The following is a 19,446-nucleotide window of genomic DNA, read 5'->3' on the forward strand; positions in this document are numbered from 1 at the left end:
CCGTGGTCCACCATGGACGCATGAGTGAGCTGACCAGGATTCCCGCCCCCGCCGGGGTCGCCCCCGCGGCCCAGTACTCCCACGTGGTGCTGGGCCGTGGCCGTTTCGTCGCGCTCTCGGGCCAGGTGGCCCTCGACGAGGACGGCAAGCTCGTCGGCGAGGGCGACGCCGCGGCCCAGGCCCGCCAGGTCTTCGAGAATCTCCGCCGCTGCCTGACCGCCGCCGGCGCGACCTTCGACGACGTCGTCAAGCTCACCTACTTCGTCACGGACATGGCCCACATGGCGGCGCTCCGTGCGGCCCGGGCCGAGCACATACCCGACGACCGGCTGCCGGCGGCCTCGGCCGTGCAGGTGGCGGCGCTGGTGCGGCCGGAGTTCCTGATGGAGGTGGAGGCGTTCGCGGTGGTGGGCGAATAAATCCGGGGCCGGAGCGGGCGGGTGATGCCTAGGGTGCCGCCATGGACGACGACCGACTCCTCATCCGCCCGATGGTCCTCGCCGACTGCGACCGTGTGGCCGAGATCCGCGTCCGCGGCTGGCAGAGCGCGTACCGGGGCCTGATCCCGCAGTCGTACCTCGACGCCATGAGCGTGGCGCGGGACGCCGAGCGGCACCGCACCCGCTTCGGGCAGGGGGACGGCAGCGTCGTGAACCTCGTGGCCGAGTGGGACGGCGAGGTCATGGGCTGGGCCTGCCACGGCCCGTACCGGGACGGCGAAGTCCGCACCGCCGACGCCGAGTTGTACGCCGTCTACGTGGACCCGCGGAGATACGGCACCGGCATCGGACACGCCCTGCTGCTGGAGGCCCTGTGGAACCGCACGGCCGTGGGCCACGACCGCATGTACCTGTGGGTCCTCAAGGACAACACCCGCGCGCGCCGCTTCTACGAACGGGCGGGCTTCGAGGCCGACGGCACCGAGGAGCCCTTCGAGGCGGACGGCGTCCTGGTGCCGGAGCTCCGGTACGCCCGGACACTCAACGCCTGACCGCCCGCCGCCGTGGCGGTGGAGCGCGGGAGGCGCAGACGCCCTCGCCCGCGTCCGCCGTACGGCCCGCACCCACTGCCGGACACGGCGCGCACCGGCGCCGTCCCGGCGACCTCGCCCGCGTCCGCACCTCACCGCCCTGCGAGCAGCGGCCGCGGCCGGCGCCAGCCGCGGATGCCAGGCAACTCAGCGTCCGCCACCCACCCCGCGCCCGACAGCGCCCCGCACGCCCCCGGCCGGCTCACCGCTGTTTCGGGATCCGGGCCAGCGCCCGCACCGCCGCCTCCGCGAGCGCGGGATGCGCGAGCGCCTCGTTCAGTACGGGTCGGGCGCGGGTGTCCGCCAGGGTGCCCAGGCCGTCCACGCAGGCGAGCGCCACCCGGCGGTAGGGGTCGTGCGGGCGCAGTCGGCGTTCCAGCGTGGTGATGAGGGCGGGCACGGACTCGGGGGCGCGCAGGTCGGCCAGGAGCCGGACCGGGTGCAGGGCGTAGGCGACCCGCAGTTCGTTGGTGGCGAGGGCGGCGGCCGCGCGGGCCGTGCGCGGGTCGTCGAGACGGGCGAGGGCGTACGCGGCGGCGGCGCAGCGCGGCGGATCCCGGTGGTTGAGCAGCAGGACGAGGGACTCGAAGGCCCGGCGGTCCCCGGCCAGGCCCAGCCGGAACGCGGCGAGCTCCCGGGCCCACAGCGGCTGTCCGGGCTCGGTGAGCACCCCGGCCAGCTCGTCGAGGTCCTCGGTCGCCATCAGACGGTCGTAGGCGGCCGACGCTCCCGACTCCTGCCGTAAACGCTCCGTGAGTGATCGCAACTCTTCGTCCATGAACCCGAGGTTAGGGGGCCCGCCCGGAGCGCGGGACGTACATCACAAATCCGAGGGCTGGCGCGCTCGTTACCCACCGGTTAAGCTCAGACGAGCGAGTTACCCACTCGTGGAACTCCTTGCGGTGGCCTGGTGACGCAGCCGCCGCGAGAGCAGTCGGTTCGGTACCTCGGGTACCACCAGCACGACCCGGCCTGGGACAGGGCCGGTCGGTTCCACCGTTCTCCGGGCATGTGCAATGCCCGCGACGACGGCCCGGGCGTGTGCGCTCGCAACCCGGCAACACCCGCATTCAGCAGTTCCTCACGCACCCGGTGCGCCCCTCGGCGTACCGGGTCGCGCTCCCAGTCGTCACCCTCATTCCTGGAGTTCCGCGATGGCCACTCCCCTGTCCGACCCCTCCCTGTCCCCGCTCAGGACGATCGCCGTGATCGGCCTCGGCACCATGGGCACCGGCATCGCCGAGGTCCTCGCCAGGGCCGGCCGCGAGGTCGTCGGCATCGACATCAGCGAGGCCGCGGCCGCCCAGGCCGCCGCCACCCTGGAGACCGCGACCGCCCGTGCCGTGCAGCGCGGCCGGCTGACCGAGCAGGAGCGCGCGGACGTCCTCGCCCGTGTCCGCACCTCCACCGACCTCACGGCCGCGGCCGACGCCGACCTCGTCATCGAGGTGGCTCCGGAGTCGTACGAGATCAAGCACCAGATCTTCCGCGAGCTCGACGGGATCGTGCGCCCCGACACGATCCTCGCGACCGGCACCAACGCCCTGTCCGTGACCCGTCTGGCCGCCGACTCGGCCCGCCCGGAGCGCGTGCTGGGCCTGCACTTCTTCAACCCGGCGCCCGCGATGAAGCTGGTCGAGATCGTCTCCTCGGTGCTCACCGCGCCGACGGCGGTCACCGCGGTCACCAACCTCGCCCTGGACCTCGGCAAGGAGCCCGTCGCGGTGGGCGACCGGCCCGGCTTCGTCGCGGACGGGCTGCTGTTCGGCTACCTCAACCAGGCGGCCGCGATGTACGAGGCGAAGTACGCCTCCCGCGAGGACATCGACGCCGCGATGCGGCTCGGCTGCGGTCTGCCGATGGGCCCGCTGGCGCTGCTGGACCTGATCGGCATCGACACCGCGCGGACGGTCCTGGAGGCCATGTACGCCGAGTCCCACGACCGGCTGCACGCCCCCGCCCCGGTTCTCAAGCAGCTCAGCGAGGCGGGCCTGACGGGACGTAAGTCGGGACGCGGCTTCTACACCTACGAGGCTCCGGGCAGCGCGACGGTCGTGCGGGACGCGCTGACGCCCTTGGAGAGCTCCGAGCGGAACCAGGGCCGCGAGGTCCGCTCCGTCGGCGTCGCGGGCTCGGGCACGATGGCGTCCGGTATCGCGGAGGTCTTCGCCAAGGCCGGTTACGAGGTCGTGCTCGCCGCCCGCAGCGAGGAGAAGGCGCAGACGGCGAAGGCCCGTATCGGCAAGTCCCTTTCGCGCTCTGTCGACAAGGGCCGGATGACCGCCGAGGCGGCCGCGCGGACCCTGGACCTGATCACCGCGGCGGGCTCGTACGAGTCCTTCGCGGACGTCGACCTCGCCGTCGAGGCGGTCGCCGAGGACCTGGAGATCAAGCAGCAGCTCTTCCAGACGCTGGACAAGGTCTGCAAGCCGGGCGCGGTCCTGGCCACCACGACCTCCTCGCTGCCCGTCGTCGCCTGCGCCCGCGCCACCTCGCGGCCGCAGGACGTGATCGGCATGCACTTCTTCAACCCGGCGCCCGCGATGAAGCTGGTCGAGGTCGTCCGTACGGTCCTGACGGGCGAGGACGTCCACGCGACGGTCCGCGAGGTCTGCGTCAAGATCAAGAAGCACGCGGTCGACTGCGGCGACCGTGCGGGCTTCATCGTGAACGCCCTGCTCTTCCCGTACCTCAACAACGCGATCAAGATGGTCCAGGAGCACTACGCCTCCCTCGACGACATCGACGCGGCGATGAAGCTGGGCGGCGGCTACCCGATGGGCCCCTTCGAACTCCTGGACGTCGTCGGCCTGGACGTCTCGCTCGCGATCGAGAAGGTCCTGCACCGCGAGTTCCGTGACCCGGGACTGGCTCCGGCCCCGCTCCTGGAGCACCTGGTGGCAGCGGGCTGCCTCGGCCGCAAGACCGGCCGTGGCTTCCGCGAATATGCCCGGCGCTGAGCGTCCCGGCGACTGGTTCACCGACGGTGAGGACTGGGGTGGACTGCTCGACCCGGGCAGTCACCCCCCGCTGACGGGGTCCGGCCCCTGCCCGCCGGCCCCGGGCGGGACAACCCCGGGACACGCGCACCAACCTGCGCACATGCAGTACGTTCGGGTCATGTCCCAGCCCGCCAAGTCCTCCCGTACACCAGCCACGTCCGACGCGCCGGAAAGCGCCGCAGGCAGTCGTGCGGCCGCCCAGCGGCTCAAGATGCGCCGAGAACTGGCGGCCGCCGCGATGGAGCTGTTCTCCACCAAGGGGTACGAGGCAACCACTGTCGACGAGATCGCGGCCGCGGCCGGGGTCGCCCGTCGCACCTTCTTCCGTCACTTCCGCTCCAAGGAAGAGGCGATCTTCCCCGATCACGACGACACTCTGATCCGGGCGGAAGCCGTGCTGAACGCGGCCCCCGCGCACGAGCACCCGCTCGACACGGTGTGCCGCGGCATCAAGGAAGTCATGAAGATGTACGCGGCCCGGCCGGAGATCTCGGTCGCCCGCTACAAGCTGACGCGCGAGGTGCCGACGCTGCGCGAGGCGGAGATCGCCTCGGTGGCCCGCTATGAGCGGCTGTTCACGCGCTATCTGCTCGGGCACTTCGACGAGCACGCCCACGACGACGACGCCAACGACGATCCGTTGCTGGCGGAGGTCGCCGCGTCCGCCGTGGTCACCGCGCACAACCACGTGCTGCGGCGGTGGCTCCGGGCCGGGGGACAGGGCGACGTGGAGGCGCAGTTGGACCACGCCTTCGCCATCGTGCGGAAGACCTTCGGGACGGGAATCGGGGCGGGGCGGGACACCACTGCGCCGCGGCCGGCCCCGGCTTCCGTGGCCTCTCAGGGAGAGGTCCTGGTGACCGTCGCTCGCACCGACGCGCCGCTCGACGAAGTGATGCGGGCCATCGAGCAGGCACTCAAGGAGCGCTGACGAGCGTGGGCGCGTCGAGTCCGGCGACCGATGGCGCCCGATTGATCCCTACTCACCGGTAGCTTTGATCGATCATCGCTCATTTGTTACGTAAAGATTTCATCTGAGGGGAATCTCTGGCACTCAGTGCCTTGCACGGTGGCACGCGGTGTCTTACGTTGAAGGTGTCCGGGCGGCCGGCGTGCAGAGACCATACGTACGCCGGCTGTCCCAGCAAGTCTCCCCCAGTGCCCGAACGGCCTGGGGGGACCCCCAACCTGCCCGCCCGGACGCCTGCGTCACAGGCAACCTCCCGCGCCACAAAGCGCTGCCGAACAGCATGACCGCCGAACCGACGGCACCGACGTAACCCTCAGCGTCTCCCCTCAAGACGCCATTCGCCGGAGGCAACACCGTGACCGTGAAGGAAATCCTGGACGCGATCCAGTCGCCGGACTCGACTCCGGCCGACTTCGCCGCTCTGCCGCTCCCCGAGTCGTACCGCGCCATCACCGTCCACAAGGACGAGACGGAGATGTTCGCGGGCCTGCAGACCCGCGACAAGGACCCGCGCAAGTCGATCCACCTCGACGACGTGCCGGTGCCCGAGCTGGGCCCGGGTGAGGCCCTGGTCGCCGTCATGGCATCGAGTGTCAACTACAACTCGGTGTGGACCTCGATCTTCGAGCCGCTGTCGACCTTCGGGTTCCTGGAGCGCTACGGCCGTACCAACGACCTGGCCAAGCGGCACGACCTGCCGTACCACATCATCGGCTCCGACCTCGCGGGCGTCGTCCTGCGCACCGGCCCGGGCGTCAACGCCTGGAAGCCCGGCGACAAGGTCGTCGCGCACTGTCTCTCGGTCGAGATGGAGTCCTCGGACGGCCACAACGACACGATGCTCGACCCCGAGCAGCGCATCTGGGGCTTCGAGACCAACTTCGGCGGCCTCGCGGAGATCGCGCTGGTCAAGTCCAACCAGCTGATGCCCAAGCCTGACCACCTCAGCTGGGAGGAGGCCGCAGCCCCGGGGCTCGTGAACTCCACCGCCTACCGACAGCTCGTCTCCCGCAACGGCGCCGCCATGAAGCAGGGCGACAACGTCCTGATCTGGGGTGCGAGCGGCGGACTCGGCTCGTACGCCACGCAGTTCGCGCTGGCCGGAGGCGCCAACCCGATCTGTGTCGTCTCCAGCGACCAGAAGGCGGACATCTGCCGCTCGATGGGCGCCGAGGCGATCATCGACCGCAACGCCGAGGACTACAAGTTCTGGAAGGACGAGCAGACCCAGGACCCGAAGGAGTGGAAGCGCTTCGGCAAGCGCATCCGCGAACTCACCGGCGGCGAGGACATCGACATCGTCTTCGAGCACCCCGGCCGCGAGACGTTCGGCGCGAGTGTCTTCGTCACCCGCAAGGGCGGCACCATCACCACCTGCGCCTCGACCTCGGGCTACATGCACGAGTACGACAACCGCTACCTGTGGATGTCACTGAAGCGGATCATCGGCTCGCACTTCGCCAACTACCGCGAGGCCTGGGAGGCCAACCGGCTCATCGCGAAGGGCAAGATCCACCCGACGCTGTCGAAGGTCTACTCCCTGGAGGAGACCGGCCAGGCGGCCTACGACGTGCACCGCAACCTCCACCAGGGCAAGGTCGGCGTGCTGTGCCTGGCCCCCGAGGCAGGTCTCGGCGTGCGCGACGAGGAGATGCGCGCCAAGCACATCGACGCCATCAACCGCTTCCGCAACATCTGAGACACCCGGGGTCATAGATGACTGAGCGTCAGTTTGCCGAAGGCAAGCGGGAGAAGGACCGGCCGTGGCTCATGCGCACGTACGCCGGTCACTCCACGGCCGAGGCGTCCAACGAGCTGTACCGGCGCAACCTCGCCAAGGGGCAGACCGGCCTGTCGGTCGCGTTCGACCTGCCGACGCAGACCGGCTACGACTCCGACCACATCCTCGCCCGCGGCGAGGTCGGCCGGGTCGGCGTGCCGATCGCGCACCTCGGTGACATGCGCCGGCTGTTCCAGGACATCCCCCTGGAGCAGATGAACACCTCGATGACGATCAACGCCACCGCCATGTGGCTGCTGGCGCTCTACCAGGTCGTCGCCGAGGAGCAGGGCGCGGACATCACCCAGCTCCAGGGCACGACCCAGAACGACATCGTCAAGGAGTACCTGTCCCGCGGGACGCACGTCTTCCCGCCGGGGCCGAGCCTCCGTCTGACGACCGACATGATCGCGTACACGGTCTCCCACATCCCGAAGTGGAACCCGATCAACATCTGCAGCTACCACCTGCAGGAGGCGGGCGCCACGCCGGTCCAGGAGATCGCGTACGCGATGTCGACGGCGATCGCGGTCCTGGACGCCGTCCGGGACTCCGGCCAGGTGCCGCAGGAGCGCATGGGCGATGTCGTCGGCCGTATCTCCTTCTTCGTGAACGCGGGCGTCCGGTTCATCGAGGAGATGTGCAAGATGCGCGCCTTCGGCCGTATCTGGGACAAGGTCACGCGTGAGCGCTACGGCATCGAGAACCCCAAGCACCGCCGCTTCCGGTACGGCGTCCAGGTCAACTCCCTCGGGCTGACCGAGGCGCAGCCGGAGAACAACGTCCAGCGGATCGTCCTCGAGATGCTGGCCGTGACGCTCTCGAAGGACGCACGCGCGCGTGCCGTCCAGCTGCCGGCCTGGAACGAGGCCCTCGGTCTCCCCCGGCCCTGGGACCAGCAGTGGTCGCTGCGGATGCAGCAGGTGCTGGCCTACGAGAGCGACCTGCTGGAGTACGCGGACATCTTCGAGGGCTCGCACGTCGTCGAGGCGAAGGTGAGCACGCTGGTCGAGGAGTCCCTCGCGGAGATCGAGCGGATCCAGGAGATGGGCGGCGCGATGGCCGCCGTCGAGTCGGGCTATCTGAAGTCTCAGCTCGTCTCCTCGCACGCCGAGCGCCGGGCCCGTATCGAGTCCGGGCAGGAGAAGATCATCGGCGTCAACATCTTCGAGACGACCGAGCCGAACCCGCTGACGGCCGACCTGGACACCGCCATCCAGACGGTGGACCCGGCCGTCGAGGCCCGGGTGATCTCGGGGCTCCAGCACTGGCGCGACACCCGCTACCAGCCGCCCTTCAACCACCCGCGCCCCTGCAAGGCGCTGGAGAAGCTGAAGGAGGCCGCCAAGGGCACCGCCAACCTCATGGAGGCCACCCTGGAGTGCGCCCGCGCCGGGGTCACGACCGGCGAGTGGGCCGGGGCGCTGCGCGAGGTGTTCGGCGAGTTCCGCGCCCCGACCGGCGTGTCGTCGGCGCCGGTCGCGGTCCCGGCGGAGGAGGGCTCGGCCATGGCCGACGTCCGCCGCAGGGTCGACGTGACCGCGAAGGACCTGGGCGTCGGAAAGCTGCGCTTCCTGGTCGGCAAGCCGGGCCTGGACGGGCACTCCAACGGCGCCGAGCAGATAGCCGTACGCGCGCGGGACGCCGGCTTCGAGGTGGTGTACCAGGGCATCCGGCTCACCCCCGAGCAGATCGTGGACGCGGCCCTGGCCGAGGACGTGCACGCGGTCGGTCTGTCCATCCTGTCGGGCTCGCACGCGCAGCTGGTGCCGGACGTGCTCGAAAGGCTGCATGTGGCAGGCGCCACAGATGTACCTGTCATCGCCGGTGGGATCATCCCCAATGGAGACGCCGAACAGCTCAGGGCTGCCGGCGTGGCCGCGGTCTTCACCCCGAAGGACTTCGACATCACCGGAATCATCGGCCGCATCGTCGACGAGATCCGGAAAGCGAACAAGCTCGACCCCCTGGAGGTCCCCGCATGACCGTCAACCGTCTGCGTCCCCGCCGCTCGTGTCTCGCGGTGCCGGGAAGCAACCCCCGCTTCCTGGAGAAGGCGCAGGGCCTCCCGGCGGACCAGGTCTTCCTCGACCTGGAGGACGCGTGCGCCCCGCTCGCCAAGCCCGAGGCGCGGCACACCATCGTCAAGTTCCTCAACGAGGGTGACTGGACCGGCAAGACGAGGGTCGTGCGCGTCAACGACTGGACGACCGAGTGGACGTACCGCGATGTCGTCACGGTCGTCGAGGGGGCGGGCCCGAACCTCGACTGCATCATGCTCCCGAAGGTGCAGACCGCCGAGCAGATCGTGGCGCTCGACCTCCTGCTGACCCAGATCGAGAAGACGATGGGCTTCGAGGTCGGCAAGATCGGCATCGAGGCGCAGATCGAGAACGCCCAGGGCCTCAACAACGTCAACGAGATCGCGACGGCGTCCCCGCGCGTCGAGACGATCATCTTCGGCCCGGCCGACTTCATGGCGTCGATCAACATGAAGTCGCTGGTCGTGGGTGAGCAGCCGCCCGGCTACCCGGCGGACGCCTACCACTACATCCTGATGAAGATCCTGATGGCCGCCCGCGCCAACAACCTCCAGGCGATCGACGGCCCCTACCTGCAGATCCGCAACGTCGACGGCTACCGCGAGGTCGCCCAGCGCGCCGCGGCCCTCGGCTTCGACGGCAAGTGGGTGCTGCACCCGGGCCAGGTCGAGGCGTCCAACGAGATCTTCTCGCCGTCCCAGGAGGACTACGACCACGCCGAGCTGATCCTGGACGCGTACGAGTACTACACGTCGGAGGCGGGCGGCAAGAAGGGCTCCGCGATGATCGGCGACGAGATGATCGACGAGGCCAGCCGCAAGATGGCGCTGGTCATCTCCGGCAAGGGCCGTGCGGCCGGCATGCAGCGCACGTCCAAGTTCGAGATCCCGGAAGGCTGAGCGCGATGCAGTTCGGACGCACCTACGAGGAGTTCGAGGTCGGGGCGGTCTACAAGCACTGGCCCGGGAAGACGGTCACGGAGTACGACGACCATCTCTTCTGTCTCCTGACCATGAACCACCACCCGCTGCACATGGACAGCAACTACGCGGAGAAGACGACCGACTTCGGCAAGAACGTCGTGGTCGGGAACTACATCTACTCCCTGCTGCTCGGCATGTCCGTGCCGGACGTCTCCGGCAAGGCGATCGCCAACCTGGAGATCGAGTCGCTCAGGCACGTGGCGCCGACCTTCCACGGCGACACGATCTACGGCGAGACGACCGTGCTCGACAAGTGGCCGTCCAAGTCGAAGAACGACCGCGGGATCGTGTACGTCGAGACCAAGGGCTACAAGCAGGACGGCACGCTGGTCTGCGTGTTCCGCCGCAAGGTCATGGTGCCCACCGAGACCTACATCAAGGAGCGCGGCGGCGAGCAGCCCGGCCGCCCGGAACTTCAGGAGGGCTGACCCCCATGGCACGCCTCGCCCAGACAGCGGGACTGACCGACATCCAGCAGGAGATCCTCTCCACCGTCCGCGACTTCGTGGACAAGGAGATCATCCCGGTCGCGACCGAGCTGGAGCACCGCGACGAGTACCCGCAGCAGATCGTCGACGGGCTCAAGGAGTTGGGCCTGTTCGGGCTGATGATCCCCGAGGAGTACGGCGGTCTGGGCGAGTCCCTCCTGACGTACGCGCTGTGTGTGGAGGAGATCGCCCGCGGCTGGATGTCGGTCTCCGGCATCATCAACACCCACTTCATCGTGGCGTACATGCTCAAGCAGCACGGCACTCAGGAGCAGAAGGACCACTTCCTGCCGAGGATGGCGGCCGGCGACATCCGCGGTGCCTTCTCGATGTCGGAGCCGGCGCTCGGCTCGGACGTGTCCGCCATCACGTCCAAGGCGGTCAAGGACGGTGACGAGTACGTCCTCAACGGTCAGAAGATGTGGCTGACGAACGGCGGAACGTCAAGTCTGGTCGCCGTTCTCGTCCGAAGTGATGAAGGACACCCTGAGGGCACCGCGCCCCACAAGTCGATGACGACCTTCCTGATCGAGAAGGAGCCCGGGTTCGGAGAGGTCCGCCCCGGCCTCACCATCCCCGGGAAGATCGACAAGATGGGCTACAAGGGTGTCGACACCACCGAGATGATCATGGATGGCCTGCGACTTCCGGCCAACCGTGTGCTCGGCGGGGCCACCGGCCGAGGTTTTTACCAAATGATGGACGGAGTCGAGGTGGGCCGCGTCAACGTGGCGGCGCGTGGCTGCGGCGTCGCTCAGCGCGCCTTCGAGCTGGGCGTCTCGTACGCCCAGCAGCGTCACACCTTCGGCAAGCAGATCGCTCAGCACCAGGCGATTCAGTTCAAGCTGGCCGAGATGGCTACCAAGGTCGAGGCCGCGCATGCGATGATGGTCAACGCGGCACGCAAAAAGGACTCCGGTGAGCGAAACGACCTTGAGGCAGGGATGGCGAAGTACCTCGCCTCCGAGTACTGCAAGGAGGTCGTGGAGGACGCCTTCCGGATCCACGGCGGCTACGGCTTCTCCAAGGAGTACGAGATCGAGCGCCTCTACCGTGAGGCTCCGATGCTGCTCATCGGTGAAGGTACCGCCGAGATCCAGAAAATGATCATCGGTCGCAGGCTGCTCGAAGAGTATCGGTTCCAGGGCTAGATGTCCGGATACGGGGTGTTTTCTTGGAGAAGAAGATCACACCCCGTCAAGTCGGTTCAGCCGCCGACTCGGCTTCCTGGCTTGCCCAGTTGTGGCCCACGACCGGTACGATCCCGGAAAGCCGCCGTCCCCCGTCTAGTGCGCGGCATCATCCGCTACGAAGGTCATCCATGCCCCACAGCCAAACCTCTGCACATCGCGACAGCCTGGCAGGCGTACGCCTCGCGCGCGGAGCATCGCCGTGGCTCCTCCCGACCGTCGCCACCGCAGCACTGAGCCTGGTACGCGCGCGCAAGTCCGGCGCCGCCAAGGCCGTCGCCGTGCCCGCCACCGCGCTGGCGGCGGGCATGCTGTGGTTCTTCCGCGACCCCGAGCGCGAGATCGCCCCGGGCCGGGTCATCTCGCCCGCCGACGGTGTGGTGCAGAGCATCATGCCGTGGAAGGACGGTCGCACCCGGGTCGCGATCTTCATGAGCCCGCTCAACGTCCACGTCAACCGCGCGCCACTCTCCGGCACGGTGACCTCGGTCGAGCACATCCCCGGCGGTTTCGTTCCAGCGTTCAACAAGGAGAGCGAGAACAACGAGCGCGTCGTCTGGCACTTCGACACCGAACTCGGTGACATCGAAATGATCCAGATCGCCGGCGCGGTGGCCCGCCGCATCGTCCCCTACATCCCGCAGGGCACGAAGGTCGAGCAGGGCGACCGCATCGGTCTGATCCGCTTCGGCTCGCGCGTCGACATCTACCTGCCGGAGGGCGTGGAGGTCGCGGTCGAGGTCGGCCAGAAGACGGTGGCTGGGGTGACTCGCATTGACCGTGATTGATCCTGAGACCCAGGCGGGCTGGGTGCCCGAGGCCGACGAGGTCGACGACGAGGAGGAGATGCCTCTTTCTCTCCGCCTCTCAATAGCGGACACCCTCACCCTCGGCAACGCCACGTGCGGCTTCATGGCGGTGTACTTCACCACCACCGGCATCCTGATCCCGCACCTGACCGACAGCCAGGAGACCGGCATGGCGCGCAACAGCGCGGCCACCGCGGTCATCCTGATGCTGTGCGCGGCGGTCTTCGACCTGTTCGACGGCCTGGTGGCGCGCAAGCTGCGCTCGTCGCCGATGGGCGCGGAGCTGGACAACCTCTCGGACCTGATCAGCTTCGGTCTCGCGCCGGCGTACTTCGTCCTCGTCTACGGCATGGTGGCGGACGACGCGTCCCAGCGGGTGGCGGCGGTGGGCGCCGTCGTGGTGCTGCTGGCGGTGGTCCTCAGGCTCGCGAGATTCTCCTGTGTGACCGTGAAGGACGGCACCTTCCAGGGCATGCCCTCGCCGTTCGGCGCGCTGACAGTGGTCTCGATCGTCCTGCTGGAGCTCCCCTTCGTGGCGACGCTCCTGGCGATCCTGGGCACCGCCTGGCTGATGGTGAGCCGGGTCGAGTACCCGAAGCCGCGGGGCCGCCTCGCGGTCGCGATGCTCTCCTGGATCGTCCTCGGGATGGGCCTCCTCGCGGCCTGGGCGTTCGGCGCCCCCGGTGGTCAGCTCCTCCTGCAGACGGGCTGCGCCCTCCAGCTGGTCATGGGTGCGGTGATCCCGCTGTTCGCCACGGCCCGCCGGGTGAACAACTTCCGCGGCAACCGGCGCGAGGCCCGCGCGGCCCAGCTGCCGTAAGTCTCCGCCGTCGTACTTCCGAGGGCCCGAACCGACACCGGTTCGGGCCCTCGCTGTTGTGACCGGCTTACTGCCGCCGTCTCACGCCCCTGGCGTATACCCCTCTGCCACCTTCGAAGCCCCCGCCTCCCGTACGACCTTCATGCCGCCCGTCACGCCCTCGTCCGGCTGGAGGATCACGCTCTCGCGGGAGGAGGGGGCCTTGGGGTCGGTGAAGTTCTGGGCGACGCCGAAGCCGACGTCGTAGGAGTCGATCGACAACAGGGCCTTGTCGACGCCCTCCCTGGTGAGGTCCTTGTTCGCGCAGGCCTTCTTCAGTGCTTCGCCGAAGGCCGACGCGGCGGTCCAGCCGGCGACGATGCCGTTGTCCAGGGCGTCGTTCGGGTAGGCGGCCCGGTAGTCGGCCACGAGCTTCTTCGCCTCCGGGGTGTCCGCGCCGATGGGGAGCGACGGCGAGGCGACGTAGTAGTTCTTCGTCAGGGCCGGGCCGGCCTGGGTGGCCAGGAGCTGCGGCGCGAAGGCCGAGTTGTTGCCGATGACCGGTACGGCGAAGCCGCTCGCCGCCGCCACCCCCACCAGCGAAGCCGCCTGCCGCGGGCCCGCGCTGATCACGATCGCTTTGACGCCGGCCTGTTTGAGGGCGGTGACCTGGGCGGTCATGTCGTTGTCGGTCGGCTTGATCTTCTGCTCGACGACGGTGAGCCCGGCCTCCTTCGCGATGTGCTGGGAGCCGACCAGGGCGCTCTCGCCGTAATCGCCCTCGAAGTACACATGGCCGATCCTGTCCCCCTTCTTCACCCCCTTCTCCTTGATCAGGAAGTCCACCGCGTTGATCGTCTCGATGTCGTAGGTGGATCCGATGACCCGGATGTACGGGCTGCCCAGCAGCGCGGCCGACCAGGCCTGCGGGAGCACCAGCGCCTTGTCCTGGCCGTCGATGCGCTGCTTGACCGCGGCGACGAACGGCGAGCCGATGAACTGCGCGAAGCCCAGCACCTTCGGCTCCAGCTCGGTGTAGCCGGAGACGGCCTTCTGCGGGTCGTAGCCGTGGTCGCGGACCGAGAGGGCGACCTTGTAACCGCAGACCCCTCCGGCGGCGTTCAGCTGCTTCACGTACAGCTGCTGGGCCTGGGTGACGCTCTTGCCGAGGGTCGCGTAGACGCCGGTCATGTCGGTGAGCGCGCCCAGCGTGATCGTCTTCCCGGAGATGCCCTCCCCGGTCCTGACCCCGCCGGCCGCCTTGTCACCGTCCCCGTCGTCGGAGTCCTTGGCCTTGGAACTGCAGCCGGCCAGCACCAGCAGTGCGGCGAGCGCGCCCGCGGCGGCCCTGGCGGCGTATCTCGTGGTCATCGTTCCTCCCCTGGATGGATCTCCCCTGAACGGGGTCCGACGTGACGCCGGGCGGCCGCCCCGACCAGGCCGCCGGGCAGGAACAGCACCACCAGCACGACGGCGGCGCCGTAGAGGTACCGGGATGCCTCGCCCGGTGCGATCCCGCCCGTGCCGGGAGCGGAGACCAGAGGCAGCGCGTCGCTGTAGCGGGTCAGCAGCTGCGGCAGCAGGGACACGAACACGGCCCCCGCCACCGCCCCGGAGACCGACCCGAGCCCGCCGATGACGATCATCGCGAGGTACTCGAGCGACAGCGTGATGCCGAAGTAGTCGGGCACCGTCCGCTGGAAGACCAGCGCGAGCAGGACGCCGGCGAGACCCGCGTACATCGACGACAGCACGAAGACCGCGGCCCGGTGCCGGGCGACCGGCACGCCCAGCACACCGGCGGCGATGCGGTGGTCGCGGATCGCGTTCATGGCCCGGCCCGGACGGCCACGCAGCACTCCGCGCGCGAACAGCGCGCCGGCCGCCAGCAGGACCAGACCCGCGTACCAGAGCTTCTCCGCCGACCCGAACGGCACGGCGGCGACAAGGAGTTCGCGGTCGTCGAAGGTGAGGCCGAACAGGCTCAGCGGCGGTACGTCACGGCCGTTGGCGCCGCCGGTCAGGTCGTGGGCGTTGAACATCACGTGCTGGCCGATGAAGACGAGCGCGAGGGTGGCGATGCCCAGGTAGGCGCCGCTGAGGCGGCCCGAGATGGGGCTGAACAGCCCGCCCGCGGCGCCCGCGACCAGCACCGCGAGCACGGCCGCGAGCCAGGTCGGCAGCCCGAGCCCGGTCAGTCCGTCGCCGCCGTCCGCCGCGAACACGCAGTAGCCGTAGGCGCCGACGGCGAGGAAGAAGGCGTGCCCCATGGAGAGCTGGCCGGTCGCCCCGGTGAGGAGGTTGATGCCGATCGCGCCGATCGCGGCGGCCATCGCGAACAGGCCCGCCTGGAGCCAGAACCGGTCGAGGTAGAAGGGCAGGGCGAGCAGGACCACTCCCCCGGCGGCCCAGAGGTACGTACGGGAGCGGACCGGCCGCAGCGGCTTCACCAGGACCTCAGACACGGGCGAGCTCCTTCGTGCCGAACAGCCCCGCGGGCCGTATGAGCAGGATCGCGACCATCACGAGATAGGGCGCGAGGTCTCCCAGTCCCCGCCCCAGGAAGGTCAGATCGCTCTGGTAGCCGGTTGCGAGGGACTCCGTGACGCCGACCAGCAGCCCGCCCACCAGCGCGCCCGTCGTCGAGTCGAGGCCGCCGAGGATGGCCGCGGGAAACGCCTTCAGCGCGGCCAGCGAGGTCGCCCGCTCCAGCCCCGGCGTCGGGAACACGGTCAGGAACAGGGCGGCCACGGCGGCGAGTCCGCCCGCCACCGCCCACGCGCCCATCGACACCCGCCCGAGCCGGACCCCCATCAGCGCGGCCGTCTCCGCGCTCTCCGCCGCCGCCCGCATCGCCACGCCCCACGAGGTGTACCGGAAGGCCAGCAGGAACGCCGTGATGAGCAGCGCGGCGGCCACGAACGCGGCGATCCGGGTGTGGGCCAGCGAGATCGGCCCGAGCCTGAGCACCGCGTCGCCCCACGGGTCGCCGAGCGTCAGCACATCCGTGCCGATACGGCGGGTCAGCTCGGTCGTGAGCAGGATGTCGACGCCGATGGTGACGATGGCCAGGACGCTGTGGTCGGTGCCCCGGTACCGCCGCATCACCAGGAACTCCACGGCGGCCCCGACCAGCGCGGCCCCCGCGATCCCGGCGAGCAGCGCGGGCCAGAAACCGATGTCGTCGTGGAGGACCGCGGTGACGTATCCGCCCGCCAGCAGCAGCGAGGCGTGGGCGAAGTTGACGACCTCGGTGGCCCGGAAGATCACCACGAAGCCGAGCGCGATGAGCGCGTACACCGACCCCAGCGAGAGGCCGTTCAGGAGGATTTCGGCGAAGGTGCTCATGACGCGGCCCCCAAGTACGCCTGTACGACGGCCGGATCGTTCTGTACGTCGGCGGGGGCGCCGTCGGCGATCCGGCGCCCGAAGTCCAGTACGGTCACCGCGTCCGCGAGCCGCATCACCACCCCCATGTCGTGTTCCACCAGCACGATCGAGATGCCCAGGGAGTCGCGCACACCCGCGATCACGGCGGCTGTCCGGCGTCGTTCGTCGGCGGTCATGCCGGCGACCGGCTCGTCGAGGAGCAGCAGACGCGGTTCCATGCAGAGTGCGCGGGCGAGTTCGGCGAGCTTCTGCCGGCCGTACGGGAGGGAGCCCGCGGGCCGTGCCAGGCAGTCCGCGATGCCGACGAACTCGGCGATCTCCCGGACCCGTTCGCGGTGCAGGCGTTCCTCGCGGACCGCCGACGGCAGCCGGAGTCCCGCGGCGAGGAAGCCGGTCCGGGTGAGCCGGTGGCGGCCGAGGAGCAGACAGTCCTCGACCGAGGCCCGGGGCGGCAGCGCGAGGTTCTGGAAGATGCGGGCGACACCGAGGGCGGCGATGCGGTGCGCGGGCATGCCGGTCAGCTCGTGCGCGCCGAAGCGGACGCTGCCCGCGGTGGCCCGGTAGACGCCGGACAGGACGTTGAAGCAGGTGGACTTTCCGGCGCCGTTGGGTCCGATGAGGGCGTGGACGGTGCCGGGGCGCACGGTGAAGCCGACATCGTCGAGGGCGGTGAGTCCGGCGAAACGGACGGTCAGCCCGCGGACTTCCAGGGAGTCCATCGCCGTCACCCCTCCCACCGGGTCAGGGTCCGGTCCGTCGCCTGTTCCGCGTCGGCCGCCGCGTCCTCGTCGACCACCCCGAGGTAGCGGCGGCGCACCTCGTCGGAGGCGGACAGTTCCGCGGCCGGGCCCGACAGGGTGACCTCGCCGACTTCGAGGACGTACGCGCGCGTGGCGAGCCGCAGGGCGAGGGCCGCGTTCTGTTCGACGAGGAGGACCGAGGTGCCCTGGGTGTTGATCTCCCGGACGGTGTCGGCGATCCGCCGGGCCATGAGCGGGGCGAGGCCGAGGGAGGGCTCGTCGAGGAGGAGCACGCGCGGGGTGGCCATCAGGGCGCGGGCGACCGCGAGCATCTGCTGTTCGCCGCCGGAGAGGAGTCCGGCGCGCTGACCCGCGCGTTCGGCGAGTACGGGGAACAGTTCGTGGACGCGGGCCAGGGCCGCGGACCGGCCGGATCCGGAGCCGCCGAGGGCGCCCGCGCGCAGGTTGTCGGCGACCTTCATGCGCGCGAACACCCGTCGCCCCTCGGGTACCTGGCAGACCCCGGCGGCGACCACCCGGTCCGGGCTCAGCCTGTCGAGACGGCGGCCGTCCAGGGTGACCGTGCCCCCGGTGACCGCGCCGCCGTGGAAGGAGAGGGTCCGGCTGATCGCACGCAGGAGCGTGGACTTGCCCGCGCCGTTGGCGCCGAGCACTGTCACCACGGCCCCCTCGGGCACCTCGAGGGACACCCGGCGCAGGGCGCGCACGGGCCCGTATCCGACCGACAGGTCCCGGACGACCAGTCCGGCTCCGCTCATGGGCTCCCCCTCCGTCCGCACTCGGTGTGGCGCTCACCCCAGCACCGCCGCGGGCGTCCGTCCACGGCCCGCGGCACAATCGCTGCGGGTGCCCAGCGGGCCGGTGCCGTCGTTGTGCGCGTGCACAACAGTGCGTGTCAGGGGCCTGTGCGCGGCCGGGTCCCGGTGGCATCCTCCGGCCATGGGAGGGCGACGGCCGCGGACCGGTCATGACTGGAAGCTGCTCGCGGAGTCCTGCACGGCTCTGCTGGAACGGGTGCCGGAGCTCGTCGACGAGCACCTGCGCCAACTCACCGAGCACTCAGCCGTCTACGGCCAGGTGCTGCCGTACGACCAGCAGTGGCGGGAGGCCGAGGAGGCCATGCGGATCGGCATCGAGACGATCTCCGCGCCCCGGGACTCCCCGCGCCGCGACCTGGAGTACGCCGAGGACGCGGGTCGGCGCCGGGCCCATCAGGGGCTGCCGCTGGACCTTCTCGTGCACGCCTACCGGAACGCCGGTTACCTGGTGTGGGACGCGCTCGTGGAGGGGACCGCCGGTCGGGAGCCGGAGCGGCTCGCGGCGCTGATGCGGTCGACGACGATGGTGTGGTCGGCGGTGGACGCGCAGGCGCAGGCGGCGTCGGAGGCGTACCGGGCCACCGAGGCGGAGCTCAGGCGGCGTACGGACGAACAGCTGCAGGCGCTCCTCGACGCCCTGCTGGAGGGACAGGCGACGCCCGGGCTCGCGGCGCGGGCGGCGGCGGGGCTCGATCTGCCGGAGCACGGGCCGTACGCGGTGGTGGTGCTGCGGGCCGAGCGGCGGGAGGCGGCCGAGCGGCCGGTGCGGGGCGCCGGGTTCCGGTTCATCTGGCGGATGCGGGCCGATGGCGAGGTGGCGGTCGTGGCGCTCGCGCCCGGGCAGGGCCTGGACGGAGTGGCGCGTGCGCTGGACGGGCGGTGCGCGGGACCGGGCGGGATCAGTCCTGTGGTCCCCGGACTCGCCGAGCTGGGCCGGGCCCGGCGGCTCGCCGAGCTGGCGCTGCGCACCTGTCCGCCGGACGGCACCGCGGTCGTACGCCTCGATCAGCGGATGCCGACCGCGCTGGTGGTGAGCCAGCCGGAGCTGGCCGACCGGCTGGTGTCGGACGTGTTCGGCGCACTCCTGGAGCTGGAGCCCGCCGACCGGGCCGTCCTGCTGGAGACCCTCGACGTGTGGCTGGTGTGCGAGGGCTCGGCGGGGCGGGCCGCCGGACGGCTGTACTGCCACCGCAACACGGTCTTCAACCGGCTGCGGCGGCTTGAGCAGCTCACGTCCCGTTCGCTGGCCCGGCCCCGGGACCTGATCGAGATGACGCTGGCGCTGGACGCGTACCGGTTGTCGGGGCCGCGTCAGTGACCTACGCGGGCGGCCCGGACGGATGGTTCCGGTCCAGCCCATGCAGCGGCCCGGCTCGAGAAGCCG

The 19,446-nt window shown here is 70.2% G+C and carries 18 protein-coding genes; 12 read left to right on the forward strand and 6 right to left on the reverse strand.

Going from position 1 to position 19,446, the window contains the following annotated elements; all coding sequences use genetic code 11:
- The first annotated feature begins 20 nt into the window (after positions 1-20).
- Positions 21-419: a RidA family protein gene (locus tag AQJ46_RS36090; RefSeq protein ID WP_057608261.1), complete on the forward strand. Its 399-nt coding sequence runs from the start codon at positions 21-23 to the stop codon at positions 417-419.
- A gap of 41 nt (positions 420-460) precedes the next feature.
- Entirely contained in the window at positions 461-991 is a 531-nt protein-coding gene (locus AQJ46_RS36095; RefSeq protein ID WP_059209573.1) for a GNAT family N-acetyltransferase, read from the forward strand.
- A gap of 241 nt (positions 992-1,232) precedes the next feature.
- Here AQJ46_RS36095 and AQJ46_RS36100 read toward each other — a convergent pair whose 3' ends face one another.
- On the reverse strand, positions 1,233-1,808 hold the full coding sequence (locus tag AQJ46_RS36100) for an adenylosuccinate lyase (RefSeq protein ID WP_059209574.1): 576 nt from the start codon (positions 1,806-1,808) through the stop codon (positions 1,233-1,235).
- A 376-nt stretch (positions 1,809-2,184) separates the two neighbouring features.
- Between AQJ46_RS36100 and AQJ46_RS36105 the strand changes: the two genes are divergently transcribed.
- From AQJ46_RS36105 to pssA, 9 genes are all read left to right on the forward strand, one after another.
- Complete coding sequence (locus tag AQJ46_RS36105) at positions 2,185-3,990, forward strand: 3-hydroxyacyl-CoA dehydrogenase family protein (protein WP_059209575.1); 1,806 nt, start codon at positions 2,185-2,187, stop codon at positions 3,988-3,990.
- A gap of 160 nt (positions 3,991-4,150) precedes the next feature.
- Complete coding sequence (locus AQJ46_RS36110; RefSeq protein ID WP_059209697.1) at positions 4,151-4,963, forward strand: TetR family transcriptional regulator; 813 nt, start codon at positions 4,151-4,153, stop codon at positions 4,961-4,963.
- A gap of 400 nt (positions 4,964-5,363) precedes the next feature.
- Entirely contained in the window at positions 5,364-6,701 is a 1,338-nt protein-coding gene (gene ccrA / locus AQJ46_RS36115) for a crotonyl-CoA carboxylase/reductase (RefSeq protein WP_199873651.1), read from the forward strand.
- Between the two features lie 17 nt (positions 6,702-6,718).
- The gene (locus AQJ46_RS36120) at positions 6,719-8,767 is read left to right on the forward strand and encodes a protein meaA (RefSeq protein WP_057608266.1); all 2,049 of its coding nucleotides are present in this window, start codon (positions 6,719-6,721) and stop codon (positions 8,765-8,767) included.
- Entirely contained in the window at positions 8,764-9,723 is a 960-nt protein-coding gene (locus AQJ46_RS36125; RefSeq protein WP_059209576.1) for an HpcH/HpaI aldolase/citrate lyase family protein, read from the forward strand. The genes AQJ46_RS36120 and AQJ46_RS36125 overlap by 4 nt, the downstream gene beginning before the upstream one ends.
- A 5-nt stretch (positions 9,724-9,728) precedes the next feature.
- Positions 9,729-10,235, forward strand: a complete 507-nt coding sequence (locus tag AQJ46_RS36130) for a MaoC family dehydratase (RefSeq protein WP_059209577.1) — start codon at positions 9,729-9,731, stop codon at positions 10,233-10,235.
- Positions 10,236-10,240: 5 nt separating this feature from the next.
- The gene (locus tag AQJ46_RS36135; protein ID WP_057608269.1) at positions 10,241-11,446 is read left to right on the forward strand and encodes an acyl-CoA dehydrogenase family protein; all 1,206 of its coding nucleotides are present in this window, start codon (positions 10,241-10,243) and stop codon (positions 11,444-11,446) included.
- Positions 11,447-11,616: 170 nt separating this feature from the next.
- On the forward strand, positions 11,617-12,273 hold the full coding sequence (locus tag AQJ46_RS36140; RefSeq protein ID WP_057608270.1) for a phosphatidylserine decarboxylase: 657 nt from the start codon (positions 11,617-11,619) through the stop codon (positions 12,271-12,273).
- Positions 12,274-12,295: 22 nt separating this feature from the next.
- Positions 12,296-13,114 carry a CDP-diacylglycerol--serine O-phosphatidyltransferase gene (gene pssA / locus AQJ46_RS36145; protein ID WP_057608271.1) on the forward strand — a complete coding sequence of 273 codons (819 nt, stop codon included), beginning with the start codon at positions 12,296-12,298 and terminating at the stop codon, positions 13,112-13,114.
- An 81-nt stretch (positions 13,115-13,195) separates the two neighbouring features.
- Here pssA and AQJ46_RS36150 read toward each other — a convergent pair whose 3' ends face one another.
- From AQJ46_RS36150 to AQJ46_RS36170, 5 genes are read right to left on the reverse strand one after another with little or no spacing between them, the layout of a single operon-like run.
- Positions 13,196-14,464, reverse strand: coding sequence for an ABC transporter substrate-binding protein (locus tag AQJ46_RS36150; RefSeq protein ID WP_059209578.1), 1,269 nt, complete (start codon positions 14,462-14,464; stop codon positions 13,196-13,198).
- A complete protein-coding gene (locus AQJ46_RS36155) occupies positions 14,461-15,558 on the reverse strand; it encodes a branched-chain amino acid ABC transporter permease (protein WP_057608273.1) in 1,098 nt (365 codons plus the stop codon). The genes AQJ46_RS36150 and AQJ46_RS36155 overlap by 4 nt, the downstream gene beginning before the upstream one ends.
- On the reverse strand, positions 15,551-16,441 hold the full coding sequence (locus AQJ46_RS36160) for a branched-chain amino acid ABC transporter permease (RefSeq protein WP_059209579.1): 891 nt from the start codon (positions 16,439-16,441) through the stop codon (positions 15,551-15,553). The genes AQJ46_RS36155 and AQJ46_RS36160 overlap by 8 nt, the downstream gene beginning before the upstream one ends.
- The gene (locus AQJ46_RS36165) at positions 16,438-17,202 is read right to left on the reverse strand and encodes an ABC transporter ATP-binding protein (RefSeq protein WP_059209580.1); all 765 of its coding nucleotides are present in this window, start codon (positions 17,200-17,202) and stop codon (positions 16,438-16,440) included. The genes AQJ46_RS36160 and AQJ46_RS36165 overlap by 4 nt, the downstream gene beginning before the upstream one ends.
- A 5-nt stretch (positions 17,203-17,207) precedes the next feature.
- A complete protein-coding gene (locus tag AQJ46_RS36170; protein ID WP_059209581.1) occupies positions 17,208-18,002 on the reverse strand; it encodes an ABC transporter ATP-binding protein in 795 nt (264 codons plus the stop codon).
- A 181-nt stretch (positions 18,003-18,183) separates the two neighbouring features.
- Here AQJ46_RS36170 and AQJ46_RS36175 point away from each other — a divergent pair, with 181 nt between their 5' ends.
- Positions 18,184-19,380, forward strand: coding sequence for a PucR family transcriptional regulator (locus tag AQJ46_RS36175; RefSeq protein ID WP_059209582.1), 1,197 nt, complete (start codon positions 18,184-18,186; stop codon positions 19,378-19,380).
- Positions 19,381-19,446 lie beyond the last annotated feature (66 nt).

Source organism: Streptomyces canus (genome assembly GCF_001514145.1).
GTDB classification, from domain to species: Bacteria; Actinomycetota; Actinomycetes; order Streptomycetales; family Streptomycetaceae; genus Streptomyces; species Streptomyces canus.

Coding starts and splice junctions, on each gene's coding strand:
- AQJ46_RS36090 (WP_057608261.1), top strand. CDS start 21: ATGAGTGAGCTGACCAGGATTCCCGCCCCCGCCGGGGTCGCCCCCGCG.
- AQJ46_RS36095 (WP_059209573.1), top strand. CDS start 461: ATGGACGACGACCGACTCCTCATCCGCCCGATGGTCCTCGCCGACTGC.
- AQJ46_RS36100 (WP_059209574.1), bottom strand. CDS start 1,808: ATGGACGAAGAGTTGCGATCACTCACGGAGCGTTTACGGCAGGAGTCG.
- AQJ46_RS36105 (WP_059209575.1), top strand. CDS start 2,185: ATGGCCACTCCCCTGTCCGACCCCTCCCTGTCCCCGCTCAGGACGATC.
- AQJ46_RS36110 (WP_059209697.1), top strand. CDS start 4,151: ATGTCCCAGCCCGCCAAGTCCTCCCGTACACCAGCCACGTCCGACGCG.
- AQJ46_RS36120 (WP_057608266.1), top strand. CDS start 6,719: ATGACTGAGCGTCAGTTTGCCGAAGGCAAGCGGGAGAAGGACCGGCCG.
- AQJ46_RS36125 (WP_059209576.1), top strand. CDS start 8,764: ATGACCGTCAACCGTCTGCGTCCCCGCCGCTCGTGTCTCGCGGTGCCG.
- AQJ46_RS36130 (WP_059209577.1), top strand. CDS start 9,729: ATGCAGTTCGGACGCACCTACGAGGAGTTCGAGGTCGGGGCGGTCTAC.
- AQJ46_RS36135 (WP_057608269.1), top strand. CDS start 10,241: ATGGCACGCCTCGCCCAGACAGCGGGACTGACCGACATCCAGCAGGAG.
- AQJ46_RS36140 (WP_057608270.1), top strand. CDS start 11,617: ATGCCCCACAGCCAAACCTCTGCACATCGCGACAGCCTGGCAGGCGTA.
- AQJ46_RS36150 (WP_059209578.1), bottom strand. CDS start 14,464: ATGACCACGAGATACGCCGCCAGGGCCGCCGCGGGCGCGCTCGCCGCA.
- AQJ46_RS36160 (WP_059209579.1), bottom strand. CDS start 16,441: ATGAGCACCTTCGCCGAAATCCTCCTGAACGGCCTCTCGCTGGGGTCG.
- AQJ46_RS36165 (WP_059209580.1), bottom strand. CDS start 17,202: ATGGACTCCCTGGAAGTCCGCGGGCTGACCGTCCGTTTCGCCGGACTC.
- AQJ46_RS36170 (WP_059209581.1), bottom strand. CDS start 18,002: ATGAGCGGAGCCGGACTGGTCGTCCGGGACCTGTCGGTCGGATACGGG.
- AQJ46_RS36175 (WP_059209582.1), top strand. CDS start 18,184: ATGGGAGGGCGACGGCCGCGGACCGGTCATGACTGGAAGCTGCTCGCG.